Below are 16,741 nucleotides of genomic sequence, written 5' to 3'. Positions count from 1 at the left end.
TCGCACGCGCCGGCCAGCGCTTGGGTCTTACGGTAATTCAGCGTGCCGGCAATGCTTCAGGCGCATCGGCACGACGGTGTTTCAGCGCATCCAGCGCGACGATGCACGACAATGAAATGCCCGCGAGGCACGTGTAAAACACCGCGAGCGGCCACCATTGTCCAACGAATCTGTGGGCGAGCCATGTCCCCGCCAGCGGCGTCAGGCCACCGGCAATCGCACCGCACACCTGGTACGAAAGCGAGATCGCGGAGTAACGCACACGCACCGGAAACACACCGCTGACAAAGCCTGCGATCACCGAATAGAAGCTCGCCATACACACCACGGCCAGTGCAATGCCGACAATCATCGACAACCGGCTGCCGCTTTGCACGAGCGTGAACATCGGATACGGCGAAAGCATCGCGGCAAACGCGGCCAACTTCAGGAACCGCGCGCCGCCGAGCTTTTCAGCGAGCCACGCGGCGAGCGGTTGCGACAGAAACTGGATGATCGCGACCGCGAACAGACAGTCGAGAATCAGCGATTTCGACACGCCGATGTTCTGCGTGGTGTACGAAATCATGAAGGTGTTGGTGAAATACACGCCCGCAATACCGATCGTATTCGCGCCGATGCACAGCGCCACGAGTGCGCCGGAAGAACGGAACACTTCGGCAATCGGCAATTCGACGGTGCGCTTCGCCTCTTTCTCGCGCTGGAATTCCGGCGATTCGTTCACCCCCATGCGGATAAAGACGCCGACCGCCAGCAGCACCGCGCTCGCCAGAAACGGCAGACGCCAGCCATAGGCGATGAAGTCGTCGTGCGGCATCGACGTGACAGCGCGAAATGCGATCAGCGAGAGAATCAATCCGGCCGGGCTGCCCAATTGCGCGAACGAAGCGAAGAAGGTGCGCCGCCCTTGTGGTGCATGTTCGCCGGCCATCAGCACGGCGCCGCCCCACTCGCCGCCCACGGCCACGCCTTGCACCACGCGCAGCAGAACCAGCAGCACGGGCGCCAGCAGGCCGACCTTCGTATAAGCCGGCAGCAAGCCGACACACACGGTGGCGACGCCCATCATCATCAGCGTGGTCATCAAGGCCTTCTTGCGGCCGATGCGGTCGCCCAGGTGGCCGAAAATCACCCCGCCCAGCGGCCGCGCAAAGAAGCCGACCGCGAAGGTCGCAAACGACGCCATCGTGCTGACAAACGGATCGTGCGAGGGAAAGTACAACTCGCCGAACACCAGCGCGGCGGCGGTGGCATAGATGTAAAAGTCGTACCACTCGATCATCGTGCCGATGAAAGCGGCGCTTGCCGCTCGCACGGGCTGACGGGTGGCGGGAGGTGAAGCGTTCATGGCGGCTCCTCAGTCGCGATGCCTGAGATCAGGGCATCTTGTTGAGGTGTTTTATCGCCAGCCATAAAACATTAGTCAAATTTCGGCTTATTATCTCAACTATAAATTCAGCTAATGTTGGAGGCGATGGTATGACTCAGTTGCGCGCGGACGTCACGCGCTTTTTGAATGACAGGCTCGACTGGAACCTGCTGCGCACGTTCCTCGTGATCATGCAGGAGCGCAGCGTGAGCCGTGCCGCGGCCCGTTTGCATCTCACGCAACCCGCGGTCAGCCAGGCGCTCAAGCGGCTCGAAGACACGCTCGGACGCAACCTGATCCAGCGTCGCGGGCCGCACTTCGAACCCACCCGCGCGGGCGAGGAGGTGTACCGGATCGCGAGCGATATTTACGGCCACATGTCGCGGCTCGAAACCGAACTCGACGACCGCAGCGACGACATTACCGGGTCGATCCGCCTCCTCACCGTGAGCCGGATCGACTCCGGCGTCTACGATGAATTCCTCGCGGAATTCCACAAGACCTATCCGCGCGTGGACTTGCAGATCGAAGTGATGCGCTCGTCGGACATCATCTCCTCGTTGCTGCAAAAAACCGCCACCGCCGGCCTCGGCCTATGCCGAACGCCCGTCGACAAACTCGAACAGCGCTGTTTCCTGCGCCAACGGTACGCGCTTTTCTGCGGACGGCATCATCGGCTGTTCGGGCGGCATGCGCTGTCTGTCGATCAGTTGCTGGCGGAAAACTTCGTGTCGTTCACGAGCGACCAGATCGGCGACAGCCTCTCGCCGCTCACCGTGTTTCGCGATCAACGCGGCTTTACCGGACGCATCGTGGCGGCCTCCCCGAGTCTCGACGAAGTGCGCCGGCTGATCTTCGCCGGATATGGCATCGGCTGCCTGCCCGAGCACATCGTGCGCGACGATCTCGCGCAACAACGGCTGTGGCGCCTGCCGCCCGAAGAGGGACTGGTCGACGTCGACATCGATCTGCTGTGGCTGCGCGCGCGCAAAATGAACGCTGCCGAGCAGGCGTTTCTCGACGGTATGGAACGCACGATGCAACGCTACGCGCTACCTGAACGGCTTGCGCCGCGCTGACCGAAGATGGCCCGCGCGGCTTGCCGACTGCCGCGTTTTGCATATGAAGGCGATTTGCGCAGCCACACTGGCCAGCACCGCCAGCGCGCCCAAGGTATCCAGAATAGTCGGCCACACGATGCAACCCTCCCCGGTCCGCGTTCGCCACGCTGATCAAACGAATGCACGCACCAGCAACTGAATGCCCAAGCCGAGCAGACAGACAAAGAACCAGCGCCGGAAGCTCGCCGGACTAATGTGCTCGCGCACCCGCTGCCCGATCCACATTCCGAGCAATGCGGGCACCACGGCGCACAGCGATTCGCCCAGTTCATCGATCGCAAATGCATGCTCGCGCGCCAATCCGAGGGCGAGCGCGATGGTGGATACGGTGAAAGACAGGCCGAGCGCCTGAACCAGATCCTCTTTCTTTAACGCCAACCCCTGCAGGTAAGGCACCGCCGGCACGACGAATACCCCCGTCCCACCTGTGATCGCGCCGGTGACCACGCCGACCGCCGGCGAGAGCCAGCGCTCGTGCCGCGCCGGCACCGAGAAGCGCCACGCCAGCAGTCCGGCCACTGCATACACGGTCAACGCCGCGCCCAAACCGGTCACGGCCCATTCGCCGCCACCACCGGCAATGAACGACGCGGCCGCGAGCGTACCCGCGACAATGCCCGCCATCATCAGCCACAGGCGCTTGACCAGCGCGCGCACGCTGGGCCCCGCGAACAGTTGCCAGACGTTCGTCACGAACGAGGGCAACAGCAGCATCGCGGCGGCCTGCGCCGGCAGCATCAGCGTGCCGAGCACACCCATGGCCACAGTCGGCAGACCCATGCCGGTCACGCCCTTGACGAAGCCGGCCACGACGAAGGTCACGGCAACCACGCTCGCGCGCATTGCAAAGGAAGAGATCATCGGGATGGTGTTCTGAATGTCATGTCCGGATTTTCGATTGCCGGAGCACCGCCCACAATGCGTAAGATACGTACTGTGACTTAGGCTATAACTAAGGCTGAAGCTGAGGCTCAAACCCGGCCGCGATAACTGCCCCAACTGCAGCGCCAACTACTGCGCCAACTCGAATCCACGCCATGCGCTTCGACCTGATCGACCTCCGCCTTTTTCTTCACATCCTTGAAACCGGCAGCATCACGCATGGCGCGGCCCGCGCGAACATGTCCCTGCCTTCGGCCAGCGCGCGTTTGCGCGGCATGGAAGAAGCCTTGGGCGTGCCGTTGCTGGAACGGGGCCGGCGCGGCGTGGAGTCGACGGCAACCGGCGATACGCTCGCCCATCATGCGCGGCTCGTGCTCGGCCAGATCGACCGGATGCAAGGCGAGCTCGGCGAACATCAGGCCGGGCGCAAAGCCTGCATCCGTCTGTGGACCAATACCGCCGCGATCACCGAGTTTCTGCCCGCTGCGGTCGGCCTGTTTTTGCGCGATCACCCCAACGTACAGATCGATCTGAAGGAACGGCAAAGCAGCGAAACCGTGAAAGCGGTGCTGGCCGGCGCGGCGGAGATCGGCATCATCTCGGATTCCGTCGAACACGGCACCTTGCAGACGCTGCCCTTCGCCATCGACAAACTCGTGCTGATCGCCAGCCGTGACGACCCGCTGGGCGCGCGCCGTCGCGTGACGCTTGCGGAAGTGGCCGACCGTGAATTCATTGGCTTGAGCACGGGCAGCGCCTTGCACGCATACCTTGGCGAACGTGCATTGCTGGCCGGGCAACCGCTCAGCGTCCGCGCGCATATGCGAACCTTCGAAAGCGTCTGCTGCATGGTCGAACAAGGCGCGGGCATCGCCATCGTGCCGGCTACGGCGGCGAAACGCTATCGCGGCACGCCGGGCATTCGCACGATCGAACTGACGGACACGTGGGCCACCCGGCAGTTGCTGATCTGCATGCGCGACCTGAATGCGCTGAAGCGGCCGGAAAAGGCGCTGGTGCGGCACCTGGCGGGTGTCCTGGAGTGACAGGTGGGCAAGGCTGACGCTGTATTATCAATCGCATTTATTTCATAACCGATTTTTAATCGATTTGCCTGATTGCCAGTGGTTTCTTATCCTTGATGCACAACCTGCACAACCGGACGCCGCGCAATGCATGGGGCGTCCGCTCTGCTTCTTCCCGTCCCCGCTCATACTGTCGGCAAGATCATGGATAAAACCACCTTAAGCGTGCGCGTCGAAAGCGTGCGTGACGAAGCGCACGGCGTGCGCTCTTTTAGCGTAGCGCGTCTGGACGGACAACCGTTCGAGCGCTACGAACCCGGCGCGCATATCGACGTCACCGGGCCCTCGGGCGTGACACGGCAATACTCTCTATGCGGCGACCCGGATCAACACGAAACGCACCTGTTTGCTGTCAAACGTGAAGCAGCGTCTCGCGGCGGCTCGCGCTCGCTGCACGATGACGTGACGGTGGGCTGCGAACTGACGATCGGCGCGCCGCGTAATCTGTTTCAACTCGCAAGCAGCGCGAGCGAACACATTCTGATTGCAGCCGGCATTGGCGTGACGCCGCTCTTAAGCATGGCATACCGCCTGCTCAGGCAGGAGCAGCGCTTCGTGCTGCATTACTTCGCGCGCAGCGCGGAGCACGCGGCGTTCCTGCCGTTAATGTCGCGCGCACCGTTCAGTCACTTCGTGCGCTTTCATTTCGGCGTCGAGCGGGAACAACTCGACGCGGTGCTGGCCGACTGCGTGGCAGATGCGCGCGAAGGTTCGCACCTCTACACGTGTGGGCCGGCGCCCTTCATGGAGCGTGTGGTGGCGATAGGCGAACAGCGCGTGGCTGCCGAGGCGATTCACCTCGAGCGCTTTGGCGCCGAGCCTGCTTCGGCGGCTAGCGGCGAATCGAGCGCGCTCGATTCATTCGACGTGCGCATCGCCAGCAGCGGCGCAACCGTCCACGTGGACAAACACACGACGATCGTCGCGGCGCTGGCGTCGATCGGCATCGAAGTGGATACGTCGTGCGGAGAAGGCGTATGCGGCACCTGCATGGTCGATGTAGTCAGCGGAACGCCCGAGCATCGCGATCATTGCCTGAGTAAAGCGGAGCGCGCGAGCGGCAAGGTGATCTGCTGCTGTGTCTCGCGCGCGGCCTCGCCGCTGCTGGTGCTCGATCTTTAAGAGCCGGGTTTTGATCGTTGAAAAAGCCGGTGCTGCATTCGCAACACCGGCTTTTTTGCACCCTTGGCGCACCTTAGCGGTCGTCGTCATGGATCGACGATGCATGCCGGCACAACGCGCGCACTTCGACGTCCATATACGGAAACAGCGGCAATTGGCTCAGCACGTCGTGCAGATGCGCGGGGCTTTCCACGTCGAACACGCTGATATTCGCGTAGCGGCCGGCAATGCGCCACAAATGCCGCCACACGCCCTCCTGCTGCAGCTTTTGCGACATCGCTTTCTCATCGGACTTCAGACGGGCGGCGCGTTCCGCGTCCATATCGGACGGCAGCTTGACCGTCATCTCTACGTGAAACAGCATGCTGGTTCTCCTTTTGCTATTTTTTCCTGTCTCAGGCTTCCGCGCGTACGCGTTCCACTTCCGCGCCCGGCAGATTGTCGCGCTCCCTGAACAGGGTGAAGTCGAAATCGATCAGCGCGAACTGGCCGTCCACGCCATACGGTTTGCCTTCCGCGCCTTCGGCCTGCCGGACGGCGGGCACGAGCCCGTCGCGCGTGGCGAAAGCGAAGTCGTCCCACAGATACGGATCGCCGTCGATGTTGATCTGCGTGGTCAGCTTGCGGCAACCCGGTGCCGAAACGAAGAAGTGAATATGCGCCGGACGATGCCCATGACGGCCCAGCTGATCGAGCAGCAATTGCGTCTGCCCCTGCGGCGGCACCGAGTAGCCCACCGGCACCACGCTGCGGAAGCTGTACTTGCCTTCGGCATCGGTACGGATCGAGCGGCGCAGATTGAAGGCCGGCTGCGATTTGTCGAAGTAAGAGTAGTTGCCAAGGTGATTCGCGTGCCACACCTCGACCAGCGCATTCGCGAGCGGCTTGCCGTCTTCGCCGAACACACGGCCGCGCATCACCAGCGTCTGACCAGGATCGGTGCCGTCATCCAGCCGCGCATGGCCGTCGGACACCGGCGCGCCCGCCACATACAGCGGTCCTTCGATGGTGCGCGGCGTGCCGCCTTCGATCCCGGCCTTGGCTTCGGCTTCGTCTATGCGCAGGTCGAGAAAATGCTCGAAACCGAGGCCCGCGGCCAGGAGGCCGAGCTCGCCGCTCTTACCTGCGTCGCCGAGATAATTCAGCGCGGTCCAGAACTCGTCCGGCTGCACGTCGAGGTCTTCGATCGTATAGAACAGGTCCTTGATGATGCGGTTGACGATCTGCTTCGTGCGCGGATTGCCTTCATGGGTGGCGCTGTCGTTGATTTTTTGCAGCAGCGCGTCGATGGCTTGCTTGTTCATGGGGTATCTCCTTCGTTTAATGTTCTGGGCGGTTAGCGAATGAACCGTCAGTTCGTGGTGATGCTTGCGCCCTTGCGCGTATCGCGCCGCAGGCGGTCGATCTTGTCCCAGTCCAGCGTGATGCCCAGACCCGGTCCCTGAGGAAGATGCAAAACAAAATTCTCGTAACGCAGCGGTTCGGTGAGAATCTCTTCGGTCAGCAGCAACGGCCCGAACAGTTCAGTACCCCACTTCAATGCGCCGAAGGTGCTGAAGAGTTGCGCCGAGGCAATCGTGCCCACCGCGCCTTCGAGCATCGTGCCGCCGTACAGGTCGAGGTTCGCAGCAAGCGCAATCGCCGCCACGTTCGCCGCGCCGCTCAGGCCACCCGATTGCGCGATCTTGACGGCGAAGACATCAGCCGCGCGCGCGCTGGCAAGCGCGAAGGCATCGGCCGGGCCGTGCAGGGCTTCGTCCGCCATGATCGGCACCAGCGCGAGATCCGTCAGACGTTTGAGGCCCGCGCGATTCTCCGCGGCAATCGGCTGCTCGATCAGAGCAACGCCCGCGTCGGCGAAACGTTTTGCGGCCCAGATCGCTTCGGATTCGGTCCACGCCTGGTTCACGTCGACCCGCACTTCACCGCGTCCTTCCAGTGCTTTCTGAATCGCCACAACGTGCGCCACGTCGTCGGCCAGCGCGCGCGAACCGATTTTCAGTTTGAATACGCGATGCCGCTTCGCTTCGAAAACACGCTCGGCTTCGTCGATATCGCGGGTCGTGTCGCCGCTCGCGAGCGTCCACGCCACGTCCACCGAATCGCGGATGCGGCCGCCGAACAGCTCCGACAACGGTACGCCGAGGCGCTGCGCCTGGGCGTCGAACAAGGCGGTTTCGAGCGCCGAGCGGGCAAAACGGTTGCCCTGGAACAGCGTGCGCAGTGTCGCCATCGCCGCGCCTGGGCGGGTCGCGTCCATACCTTTGAGCAGCGGCGCGAAATACGTATCGATGTTGGTCTTGATACTCTCCGGACTTTCCTCGCCGTACGCGAGGCCGCCGATGGTTGTGCCCTCGCCCACGCCGACCACGCCGTCGGCGCAGCGAACGCGCACCAGCACGAGCGTCTGGCAGTTCATCGTTGCGACCGAAAGCCGGTGTGGACGAATCGTCGGTACGTCGACGAGAATCGTCTCCACGCTCTCGATCTTCACGGGTGTTGCTATCATTCCTTGCCCTCCTGAACTGCTTTCCTGAGAGCCCCATAGTAGAAACAACCCGCGAAGCAGTCCAACACCGATTCCGACTACTTCCATACCTTAGAGGTATGCATGGAACTTCGCCAGCTCCGCTATTTCATCGCGGTCGCCGAAGAAATGAACATCACGCGGGCGGCTAACCGCCTGCATATGACCCAGCCGCCGCTCAGCCGCCAGATCCAGCAGATCGAGGAAAGCGTTGGCCTCGCGCTGTTCGAGCGCGGCGCCCGGCCGCTGCGCCTGACCGAAGCCGGGCGCATTTTCTATGCGCAGGCAAGGCGTCTCGTCGCTGAAGCCGACGAGCTCGCGCCGCTCACGCGGCGCCTCGCGCAACTGGCCGAGCGCATCGTGATCGGCTTCGTGCCGTCCACGCTGTATGGCGCGCTGCCCGCGGTGATCCGTGCGTTTCGCGAGGCCGCGCCGCATATCGAGTTGTCGCTGATTGAAATGTTCACGATCGAGCAACTCGGCGCCCTCAAAGGCGGCCGTATCGACGTCGGCTTCGGCCGCCTGCGTTTTGACGACGCGCAACTGGCGCGCGAGGTGCTCGTCGAAGAGCGGATGATTGCCGCACTGCCGCAAGATCATCCGCTCGCACGCCAGAAGAAGCCGCTGACGCTTGCCGCGCTCGCGCAGGAAACGCTGATCGTCTATCCGAGCACGCCGCGGCCAAGCTACGCGGACCAGCAGCTGTCGGCCATGCACGACCATGCGCTGGAGCCCAAGGCCATCCATGAGGTCAGGGAATTGCAAACCGCGCTGGGTCTGGTCGCGGCGCAGGTCGGCGTGTGTCTCGTGCCGGAAAGTGTGGAGGGTCTGCGCGCGCATGGCGTGGTGTACCGGCCGGTGCCGGCCGCCAATATCGCTTCGCCGATTATCATGAGCCGGCGCCTGCAGGATGAGTCGCCGGCTACCACGCTGTTGTGCTCACTCGCGCGGGAGCTGTTCAAACGGGTTTGAGGGGCGTGGCCTATCCACGCGGCGTTTTGAGCAGCGTTTTGGGCAGCATTCTGCACGCCCGCAAAGCCGCCCTGCGTCACGCTGACAGCCGAGGCCCTTCTCAACGCTCGTCGAAGCGCCGCACGATATCGCCCATCAGATTGCGCAACCACACGTTGCCCTCGTCCTGGTCGAAATGCTCGTGCCAATGCATCGTGACAGCGGCCATCGGCAACGTGACCGGCAATTCATACAGATGAAACCCGCCGTCCCGATTGAAAATCTGCGCCAGACGCCGCGGCAGGGTCGCGAACAGATCGGTCACGGCCAGTACGCTCGGCAAGGCGACGAAATGCGGCAGTTCGAGCGCGATATGCCGGCCCACCCCTTGCGCGCGAAACGCATCGTCGAGCGCATAGTGGCTATGCTCGACCGACGTGATCTGCACGTGCGACGCGTCCAGAAACGCCTTCATGCTCAGCTCTTTCGTGCGCGGCAAGCCGCGCCGCTTGCGCGTCATGCACACGTACGTCTCTTCGAACAGCGCTTGATGCCGCGTGCGCGCGGTCAGCGTCGGCAGATTGCCGATTGCGAAATCGAGCCGGCTGCCACGCAACGCATCTTCGATTTCTTCGACCGGCAAGGGCTCGATGCGCAATTTCACGCGCGGCGCCTGCCGGTGCAACGCTTCGCAAATCGGCGGCAGATACGCCAACTCCCCCGCATCGGAGAGCGATAAGCGGAACGTGCGTGTGCTCACCGCCGGATCGAAATGTTCCGCGTAACGCAGCGCTTCGCGCACCGTATCCAGCGCCCGCGCGACGATGCTCGACAGTTCGAGCGCGATCGGCGTGGGCTGCATGCCGGCGCGCGTGCGAATGAACAGCGGATCGTCGAACAGGGTTCGCAAACGCCCCAGCGAATAACTGATTGCCGGCTGTGACAGCGCAAGGCGCTGACCCGCCCGCGTAAGGCTGCGCTCCTCGACAATCGCCTGGAAAACGCGCAGCAGATTGAGGTCGACGTGATCCAGCGAATTCATCGAGATATCCATGAGATTGATCTTATATTTTATTTTAGATCAATTTGACGCATATCAGTCGCTCAGCGAGACTTGGCTCCATCGACCACCCACATACCACTCCAATGAGCGAATCCTCATATCAGACCGTCGATGCGAGCGCCTTGTACCAGCGCGCGCAGCCCGACCGCGTCGCCCCTTCGCTGTACTACGATCCGGCGGTTTTCGAAACCGAACTCGAGCGCATTTTCTACAAGACGTGGATCTGGGTCGCGCACGAAAGCGAATTGCCGAATCCGGGCGATTTCCGCACCACCACGATCGGCCGCCAGCCGGTGATCGTGGTGCGCGACAAAACGGGTGCTGTCAACGTGCTGCAGAACCGCTGCCGCCATCGCGGCGCGACGGTCTGCGAGCAGCACAAAGGCAATGCGAAAGGCTTCACCTGCCCGTATCACAGCTGGACCTATGGCCTCGACGGCGCATTGCGCGCGCTGCCCTATGGAGACGGTTATGAAGGCGTGATCGACAAGACCGAGTTGCCGCTCGCGAGTCTGCGCGTGGGCATCTATCAAGGCCTGATCTTCGCTAGCTTCAATCAGGAGATCGAACCGCTCGAAGATTTTCTCGGCGGCGCCAAACCGTGGATCGATCTGTTCATGAAACAGGGCGCGGGCTATCCGATCAAGGCGAACGGCGAGCATCGCTTCCGCTTCAACGGCAACTGGAAGATCCAGCTCGAAAACACCACCGACCTGTATCACTTTCCGGTCGTCCACAAATCGTGGATGAAATCGATCGACGACGAAACCGCCGCCGCGATCACGAGTTTCATGACCAGCGACGAAGCATTCTGCCGCTCGCTCGGCAACGGCCATAGCCTCGCCGTGCTGGTGCCGGAGCTCGTCGATCTCGACCGTGACGATGGCGCGCCGATCCCCGAGCGCTTCGAGGCACTTGCCGCCACGCTCGCAAAAAAGCACTCACCCGATGAAGTGCGCCGCATCGTGCGCTCGCTGATGGGCGTCGGCTTCAATCTGAATCTGTTCCCGAACCTCGCGCTGTCGATGGCGTTTTTCCGCGTGCTGCGGCCCATCTCCGCGAACGAAACCGAAATTCGCCACGTGGCGCTCGCGATGGACGGCGGTCCCGAAGAAGCGAACCGCGTACGCCTGCGTATTCACGAACACTTCCAGGGTCCGTTCGGCTTCGGCAGTCCGGACGATGCCGAAGCATGGGAACGCGTACAGCGCGGCTCGCACGCCGGCCCTGATCTGCCGATCCTCGTGAACCGCGGCCTGAATCGCGAAAGCACGGCGCCGAACGGCGAAAAGACCGCGCACGCCACCGACGAAACCGGGATGCGCGAAGCGTACGCGCAATGGCGCACGATGATGGAGCAAGCATAATGGACCAGAAGAACACCCTGTTCTCGCAGCAGACCTTTGCCGGCGCGATCGAACTGATCTGGCGCGAAGCCGAGTTGCTGGACCGCAAGGATTATCGCGAGTGGCTTTCGTTGTGGGACCCGGCAGGCTTTTACGTGGTGCCGATCGATCCCGCCACCACCGACTTCGCCGCCACGCTGAACTACGCGTACGACGATCAGGACATGCGCGAAAAACGCGTGCAACGCATGCTGTCCGGCTATTCGGCTTCGGCGAGCGATGCCGCCCGCACCGTGCGCACGGTCTCGCGTTTCACGTTGACGAGCGATGCGAGCGACGAGGTCGAGGTGAGCTCGGCGCAACTCATCGTCGCGTACAAACGCGGCAAGTCGACCCTGTTCGCAGCGGATCTTACGCATCGCATCAGTTTCGCGAGCGGCGAGGCGCGTATCGCCCAGAAGGTCATCCGCCTGATCGATTCGACCGAGGCGCTGAGCGCCATCGGCTTCCTGCTGTAAATGACGACACATCCAGCGAGCACGACGATGCAAAACGACACGTTTTCTCCCACGGCCAACTCGTCCGTTATGCCCGTCACGCCCGCGGTGCCGGCAACTTCGCGCGCACTGCGGCGGATCGTCGTTGCCTCCGTGCTCGGCAACGCACTCGAATGGTATGACTTCTTTCTGTACGGCACGGCTGCGGCCCTGATTTTCGGGCCGTTGTTCTTCCCGTTGCACGGCGATCCGCTGATGGGGACCCTCGCCGCCTTCGCCGGCTTCGCGATTGGTTTTGTGGCGCGACCGCTGGGCGGCGTGGTGTTCGGCCACATTGGCGACCGGCATGGCCGCAAAGGCGCGCTCGTCGTAACGCTGATGATGATGGGCGTGGCCACCTTCGGCATCGGCCTGTTGCCGACGTTCTCGCAGATCGGTTTCCTCGCCCCCATCGCGCTCGTCTGTCTGCGCGTCGTGCAAGGCATTGCGTCCGGCGGTGAATGGGGCGGCGGCGTGCTGCTGATCAGCGAGAGCGCGCCCCCTAATCGCCGTGGCTACTATGCGTCGTTCAGTCAGTTGGGCGTGGCGGGTGGCTTCGTGTTGTCGGCGGCCGCGTTTTATCTGGTGCAGCGGCTACCGGCGGAAAGTTTCATGTCCTGGGGATGGCGCGTGCCGTTTCTCGCCAGCGTGCTGATCTTCGGCGTGGGGGTGTACATTCGCCGGCGTCTGCCCGAGAGCCGCGACTTCGCCACGGCCAAGCCGAAGCACATGCCGGTGCTGACCGTGTTGCGCAATCACCCGAAACAGGTGTTGCAGGCCATGGGGTTGCGCGTGGCCGAAAACGGCGGCACGTATATCTTCCTGTCGTTCGTGCTGGTGTACGGCAAGACGATCGGCGTGCCGGTTTCGGTGATGCTCGGCGGCGTGATGCTCGCCATGCTCCTCGAACTTTTCACGATCGTGCTGTGGGGGCGGCTATCGGATGTGATCGGTCGCCGGCCGGTGTATATGATCGGCGCGCTCGGCCTCGTCGTGATCGCGTTTCCTGCGTTCTGGCTGATCGATACGCATGAACCCCTGCTCGTGTTCCTTTCGCTCGCGCTCGGCTTGCCCTTCTGCCACGCCGCGATGATCGGCACGCAGCCTGCGCTGATGGGCGAGCTTTTTCCCACTGAAGTCCGCTATTCAGGCATGGCCTTAGGGCACGAAATCGCGTCGGTCTTCTCCGGCGGACTGGCGCCTTTGGTCGCCATTGCGCTGTACTCGAAGATTCATGCGCCCTGGCCAGTTGCCCTGATGCTGATCGGCTTTGGTCTCATCACCGCGATCACGCTAGTGACCATTCCAAAGAACGTCCACACCACGCATGATTGAGATGCGCTCAGCGGCGAGGCGCGGCGGCGAACGGCAGCGTAAAGCTGCAATGAAGCCCGCCCTCGCGTGCCGGTTTGGCCCAGATTTCGCCACCGTGCCGCGTGACGATGTTCTTGCACAGCGACAAACCAATGCCGTTGCCGCCCGCCTTCGACGAAGAAAAACCGTCGAACAGCCGGCCATGCGCGTCGGCGGGCACGCCTGGGCCGTTATCGATCACCTGGACGAGCGCAAGCTTGCCGCGCAGACCGGTGACCAGGCGCAACTCACCGCGCCGTGCTGCCGCGTGAGAGGCATGAGTATCCGCCGTCGCACCTTCCGTCAGCGCCTCGATCGCATTGAACGCCAGATTCAGCACCACCTGACCGATCAGCACGCGCTCGCCATACACCGGCAAGGCTTCCGGTGCCTGCTCGATGGTGACCGTAATACCGGCATCTTTGGCACGCAACTCGATGAAGTACGCAACGTCCGCGACGATGTCGCGCAGATCGGCCTCAGTCTCGCTCGGCTCGCGCCGGACGATGTAATCGCGCACGCTCCTGATGATGAGCGCCGCGTGCTCGGCCTGGCGATCGGCGCTGCGCAGGCCCCACAACGCGTCTTCGAGTGTGCCGGGTTGGGCGAGCCGCAGGATCGCGCCTTCGATGAAATTACGCACCGCGGCGAGCGGCTGGCTCAACTCGTGCGCAATAGCGGTCGCCATTTCGCCCATCGCGTTGTAGCGTCCCGCGTATTCCAGCAACCGCGCCTCGTGACGGCGCGCCTCTTCGAGCGCGACTTCGTCCGTGATATCGCGAAAGTGCAGCAGGCGGCCGTTAAGGTCGTCTTCGATCTCGATCCGCCTGCAGGTGATGCGCAGCCAGCCTGGCGTGCCATCGCGGCGCGTGATGCGATAACGCTGTGGCGCCGAGGGCTGGATGCGCGGCGCACTGGCGAGTTGCTCAACCAGACGGTCGCGATCGGCTTCGCTGCAATAGTCGCGCACGTCGCCCATTGGCGCGCCCTCTTCCAGACCCAGCACACGCCGTCCGGATTCGCTGACGAATTCCACTTCGCCCTTCGGCGTCAGGACGGCGACGCCCTCGCCGAGATCCTGCATGAATTCCCGCAACCGCGATTCGTAGCGCCGCAGCGTCTGCTTGAGCGTGTCCTCGACGCTGATGTCGCGGAACTGCACCATCACCACCGCCAGCTCGCGCAGCGGCACGTAGGTGGCAATCGCCTCAGACAGCATATCGGCCCCGTTGCGCGAGCGGTAACACCACTCGTAAACCTGCGGGCCTTCGGTGATCGCACGGTCCATTGCGCCGACACCAATCTCACGCCGGTACTTCGGCACCGGGCGGGTCATGTCTTTCGCCTTGAGCGGCAGCAGTTCTTCGAGCGTAAAGCCGAGTGCCTCGCAAGCCGCGCGATTGGCCCACACAATCGCCTTGGTGTCGGCGTCGTGCAGCAGCACGCACAGCGTGAGCGCGTCGAGCAGGCGGTGGAAATCTTCTTCAGCGGGGAAGTTCATCTGACGGGACGGCGAAAAAATTCGATTGCGTATGGAATGGAACATAACACCAGTCCGCGGGATTCGCGTCTGAAGATTTCTTTAGATATCCCGGGCGGGTTACCTAAAAACACACCCCGCGTCCCAATTGAAGCGTTCTTTTTGCATTTCTAGACTGGCTTCACTCTGCATGCATCGTCAGTCACCTCATTCCCCGCGATCTGCATGCCTCGAGTTTCAGCCCACAACGAATCAAGGAGATGCCCCGCCATGTCAGACACCGCCACCGACACTGTTGCCGCCGTCGCGAACGCCAGCCGCGATGCCACGCGCTTGCCGCTTGCCGATGTCATCGCCGAAATCGCGCTACGGCGTGAGGAGTTCGAGCGCCTGTCGCATGTGCCGCGTGATCTGATCGCGAAACTCAAACGCGCGGGTGTATATCGCGCGGCCACACCGCGACGGTTCGGCGGCGATGCGCTCGCGCCCGGCGCGTTTCTCGACATGATCGAACGCATCGCGGTGGCGGATGGCTCGGCGGCATGGGTCGCGAGTTTCGGCTCGGCAAACGTGTATCTCGCGGCCTTGCCGCTGGCGACTCAGGCGCGGATCTACGCCGACGGTCCCGATCAGGTGTTCGCAGGCGGCCTCTTCCCGGTTCAACCCGCCCAGCCCGCCGAAGGCGGCTGGCGCGTGAACGGCACCTGGAAGTTCGCGAGCGGCTGCAAGGGCGCGGATTGGCTCGGCGTGGGCATCGGTGTGGCCGGTGCAGGTGCAGGTGCAGGCGCCCCGGGCCTGTCCGGCAAACCGCGCACCGCCGTGTTTCGTCCGCATCAGGTGGAAATCGTCGAGAACTGGGATGTGGTCGGCATGCAAGGCACCGGCAGCCACGATCTGCGCGTTGACGACCAGTTCGTCGCCGAAGACTGGACTTTCGTGCGCGGCGGCGAACCCTGCGTAGATGAACCGCTGTATCGCTACCCAACGATCGCCTACGCGGCGCAGGTGCTGGCCGTGGTCAATCTCGGTCTGGCGCGCGCGGCGCTCGATGTCGCCAACCAGATGGCCGGCGGCCGCAAGACCACCACCGGCGCGCCGCAACTCGCCGAGCGCGCGTACTACCGGATCGAACTGGCGAAAGCCGAAGCGCAACTGCGTTCGGCCCGCGCATTCTTCTACGACACCACCGACACGGTCTGGCAATCGATCCTCGCCGGCAACCCTGTCACACCCGAGCAGACCAGCCTGCTGCGCCTCGCTGCGACACAGATCGCCCGCGAAGGCGCCGAGGTCGTGCAGCGTGCCTACCGGCTCGGCGGCACCATGGCGATCTACCGTACGCATCCGTTGCAACGCCTGCTGCGCGATGCGATGGTGGTCACCCAGCACGCGTTTCTCGGCGAAGGCAACTACGACGGCGCCGGCGCCGTGTTCGTCGGCGTACCGCCGATTCCGGGTTACCTGTAAGCCATTTTTCCGCATTTGACCGTCAAACGATTTCATGGAGAACTACACAATGTCCGATACCCCGACGCTGCCCTTGCGCGTACTGTTCTGCTGCGGCGTAACGCAGAATTTCTTCGACTTGCCGCGCGAGAAGATCGGTGAAGTCTGGCAGGCTTACGGCAAGATGCTGGCCGCAGTCGAATCGATGGAGGGAGTTCAGGTGCTCGGCATCATGGACGACGACCGCCTCACCGTCGGCAGCGCCGACAACGCGCCGTGGACCTTCTACATCATGGCGGACGTGCGCGATTTCGACACCACGGTCGCAGTGTGCAATCTGTTTCGCACCACGCCGGTCGGCGAGTACAACCTGTGGCGCTACGGCAAGATCGAAGCACGCGTCGGCCGCGCGCTGGCCGTGCCGCCCCAGCACGCCAATGCGGCTTGAACCATGCCGGAG

Annotated in this window: 16 protein-coding genes; 9 read left to right on the top strand and 7 right to left on the bottom strand. The window is 63.0% G+C overall.

What is annotated here, in order from left to right; translation table 11 throughout:
• Positions 1–37: 37 nt before the first annotated feature.
• Positions 38–1,348: an MFS transporter gene (locus tag BCY88_RS04360; protein WP_120343063.1), complete on the bottom strand. Its 1,311-nt coding sequence runs from the start codon at positions 1,346–1,348 to the stop codon at positions 38–40.
• Positions 1,349–1,488: 140 nt separating this feature from the next.
• Between BCY88_RS04360 and BCY88_RS04355 the strand changes: the two genes are divergently transcribed.
• Positions 1,489–2,448 (top strand): LysR family transcriptional regulator, encoded by a 960-nt coding sequence (locus BCY88_RS04355; protein WP_120343219.1) that lies wholly within the window; start codon positions 1,489–1,491, stop codon positions 2,446–2,448.
• A gap of 153 nt (positions 2,449–2,601) precedes the next feature.
• Here the strand turns inward: BCY88_RS04355 and BCY88_RS04350 are convergent, their stop codons facing one another.
• Positions 2,602–3,351: a sulfite exporter TauE/SafE family protein gene (locus BCY88_RS04350; protein WP_259461235.1), complete on the bottom strand. Its 750-nt coding sequence runs from the start codon at positions 3,349–3,351 to the stop codon at positions 2,602–2,604.
• Between the two features lie 176 nt (positions 3,352–3,527).
• Between BCY88_RS04350 and BCY88_RS04345 the strand changes: the two genes are divergently transcribed.
• A complete protein-coding gene (locus BCY88_RS04345; RefSeq protein WP_120343062.1) occupies positions 3,528–4,418 on the top strand; it encodes a LysR family transcriptional regulator in 891 nt (296 codons plus the stop codon).
• A 183-nt stretch (positions 4,419–4,601) separates the two neighbouring features.
• Positions 4,602–5,579: a PDR/VanB family oxidoreductase gene (locus tag BCY88_RS04340; protein WP_120343061.1), complete on the top strand. Its 978-nt coding sequence runs from the start codon at positions 4,602–4,604 to the stop codon at positions 5,577–5,579.
• A gap of 73 nt (positions 5,580–5,652) precedes the next feature.
• Here the strand turns inward: BCY88_RS04340 and catC are convergent, their stop codons facing one another.
• Genes catC through catB2 form a run of 3 tightly spaced genes read right to left on the bottom strand, consistent with a single transcriptional unit; the run spans position 5,653 to position 8,088 of the window.
• Positions 5,653–5,943 (bottom strand): muconolactone Delta-isomerase, encoded by a 291-nt coding sequence (catC, locus tag BCY88_RS04335; protein ID WP_120343060.1) that lies wholly within the window; start codon positions 5,941–5,943, stop codon positions 5,653–5,655.
• A gap of 31 nt (positions 5,944–5,974) precedes the next feature.
• Positions 5,975–6,883 carry a catechol 1,2-dioxygenase gene (catA, locus tag BCY88_RS04330; protein WP_120343059.1) on the bottom strand — a complete coding sequence of 303 codons (909 nt, stop codon included), beginning with the start codon at positions 6,881–6,883 and terminating at the stop codon, positions 5,975–5,977.
• Between the two features lie 47 nt (positions 6,884–6,930).
• Complete coding sequence (gene catB2, locus BCY88_RS04325; protein ID WP_120343058.1) at positions 6,931–8,088, bottom strand: muconate cycloisomerase CatB2; 1,158 nt, start codon at positions 8,086–8,088, stop codon at positions 6,931–6,933.
• 102 nt (positions 8,089–8,190) lie between these two features.
• Between catB2 and BCY88_RS04320 the strand changes: the two genes are divergently transcribed.
• Positions 8,191–9,078: a LysR family transcriptional regulator gene (locus BCY88_RS04320; RefSeq protein ID WP_120343057.1), complete on the top strand. Its 888-nt coding sequence runs from the start codon at positions 8,191–8,193 to the stop codon at positions 9,076–9,078.
• Between the two features lie 100 nt (positions 9,079–9,178).
• Here BCY88_RS04320 and BCY88_RS04315 read toward each other — a convergent pair whose 3' ends face one another.
• The gene (locus tag BCY88_RS04315; RefSeq protein ID WP_120343056.1) at positions 9,179–10,099 is read right to left on the bottom strand and encodes a LysR family transcriptional regulator; all 921 of its coding nucleotides are present in this window, start codon (positions 10,097–10,099) and stop codon (positions 9,179–9,181) included.
• A 104-nt stretch (positions 10,100–10,203) separates the two neighbouring features.
• Here BCY88_RS04315 and BCY88_RS04310 point away from each other — a divergent pair, with 104 nt between their 5' ends.
• The 3 genes from BCY88_RS04310 to BCY88_RS04300 are packed head-to-tail and all read left to right on the top strand — an operon-like array spanning position 10,204 to position 13,337.
• Positions 10,204–11,487, top strand: a complete 1,284-nt coding sequence (locus BCY88_RS04310) for an aromatic ring-hydroxylating oxygenase subunit alpha (protein WP_120343055.1) — start codon at positions 10,204–10,206, stop codon at positions 11,485–11,487.
• Positions 11,484–11,984 (top strand): aromatic-ring-hydroxylating dioxygenase subunit beta, encoded by a 501-nt coding sequence (locus tag BCY88_RS04305; protein WP_120343217.1) that lies wholly within the window; start codon positions 11,484–11,486, stop codon positions 11,982–11,984. The genes BCY88_RS04310 and BCY88_RS04305 overlap by 4 nt, the downstream gene beginning before the upstream one ends.
• A 27-nt stretch (positions 11,985–12,011) precedes the next feature.
• Positions 12,012–13,337 carry an MFS transporter gene (locus tag BCY88_RS04300; RefSeq protein WP_120343216.1) on the top strand — a complete coding sequence of 442 codons (1,326 nt, stop codon included), beginning with the start codon at positions 12,012–12,014 and terminating at the stop codon, positions 13,335–13,337.
• A gap of 7 nt (positions 13,338–13,344) precedes the next feature.
• Here BCY88_RS04300 and BCY88_RS04295 read toward each other — a convergent pair whose 3' ends face one another.
• Positions 13,345–14,856 carry a PAS domain-containing sensor histidine kinase gene (locus BCY88_RS04295; RefSeq protein WP_120343054.1) on the bottom strand — a complete coding sequence of 504 codons (1,512 nt, stop codon included), beginning with the start codon at positions 14,854–14,856 and terminating at the stop codon, positions 13,345–13,347.
• Between the two features lie 249 nt (positions 14,857–15,105).
• On the opposite strand from BCY88_RS04295, the gene BCY88_RS04290 reads away from it, so the two are divergent.
• Both BCY88_RS04290 and BCY88_RS04285 read left to right on the top strand, forming a co-directional pair.
• Entirely contained in the window at positions 15,106–16,302 is a 1,197-nt protein-coding gene (locus BCY88_RS04290) for an acyl-CoA dehydrogenase family protein (protein ID WP_120343053.1), read from the top strand.
• 49 nt (positions 16,303–16,351) lie between these two features.
• Positions 16,352–16,729 carry a hypothetical protein gene (locus tag BCY88_RS04285; RefSeq protein WP_120343052.1) on the top strand — a complete coding sequence of 126 codons (378 nt, stop codon included), beginning with the start codon at positions 16,352–16,354 and terminating at the stop codon, positions 16,727–16,729.
• Positions 16,730–16,741 lie beyond the last annotated feature (12 nt).

The organism is Paraburkholderia fungorum (assembly GCF_003610895.1).
GTDB classification, from domain to species: Bacteria; Pseudomonadota; Gammaproteobacteria; order Burkholderiales; family Burkholderiaceae; genus Paraburkholderia; species Paraburkholderia fungorum_B.
The sequence above is the reverse complement of the archived record's forward strand: the minus strand, read 5'-3'. Positions and strand labels throughout refer to the sequence as shown.

Excerpts from the sequence above, each read along its gene's own strand:
- BCY88_RS04315 (WP_120343056.1), bottom strand. The coding sequence starts at position 10,099 with ATGAATTCGCTGGATCACGTCGACCTCAATCTGCTGCGCGTTTTCCAG.
- catA (WP_120343059.1), bottom strand. The coding sequence starts at position 6,883 with ATGAACAAGCAAGCCATCGACGCGCTGCTGCAAAAAATCAACGACAGC.
- BCY88_RS04310 (WP_120343055.1), top strand. The coding sequence starts at position 10,204 with ATGAGCGAATCCTCATATCAGACCGTCGATGCGAGCGCCTTGTACCAG.
- BCY88_RS04300 (WP_120343216.1), top strand. The coding sequence starts at position 12,012 with ATGCAAAACGACACGTTTTCTCCCACGGCCAACTCGTCCGTTATGCCC.
- BCY88_RS04340 (WP_120343061.1), top strand. The coding sequence starts at position 4,602 with ATGGATAAAACCACCTTAAGCGTGCGCGTCGAAAGCGTGCGTGACGAA.
- BCY88_RS04290 (WP_120343053.1), top strand. The coding sequence starts at position 15,106 with ATGTCAGACACCGCCACCGACACTGTTGCCGCCGTCGCGAACGCCAGC.
- BCY88_RS04345 (WP_120343062.1), top strand. The coding sequence starts at position 3,528 with ATGCGCTTCGACCTGATCGACCTCCGCCTTTTTCTTCACATCCTTGAA.
- catB2 (WP_120343058.1), bottom strand. The coding sequence starts at position 8,088 with ATGATAGCAACACCCGTGAAGATCGAGAGCGTGGAGACGATTCTCGTC.
- catC (WP_120343060.1), bottom strand. The coding sequence starts at position 5,943 with ATGCTGTTTCACGTAGAGATGACGGTCAAGCTGCCGTCCGATATGGAC.
- BCY88_RS04350 (WP_259461235.1), bottom strand. The coding sequence starts at position 3,351 with ATGATCTCTTCCTTTGCAATGCGCGCGAGCGTGGTTGCCGTGACCTTC.
- BCY88_RS04295 (WP_120343054.1), bottom strand. The coding sequence starts at position 14,856 with ATGAACTTCCCCGCTGAAGAAGATTTCCACCGCCTGCTCGACGCGCTC.
- BCY88_RS04360 (WP_120343063.1), bottom strand. The coding sequence starts at position 1,348 with ATGAACGCTTCACCTCCCGCCACCCGTCAGCCCGTGCGAGCGGCAAGC.
- BCY88_RS04285 (WP_120343052.1), top strand. The coding sequence starts at position 16,352 with ATGTCCGATACCCCGACGCTGCCCTTGCGCGTACTGTTCTGCTGCGGC.
- BCY88_RS04320 (WP_120343057.1), top strand. The coding sequence starts at position 8,191 with ATGGAACTTCGCCAGCTCCGCTATTTCATCGCGGTCGCCGAAGAAATG.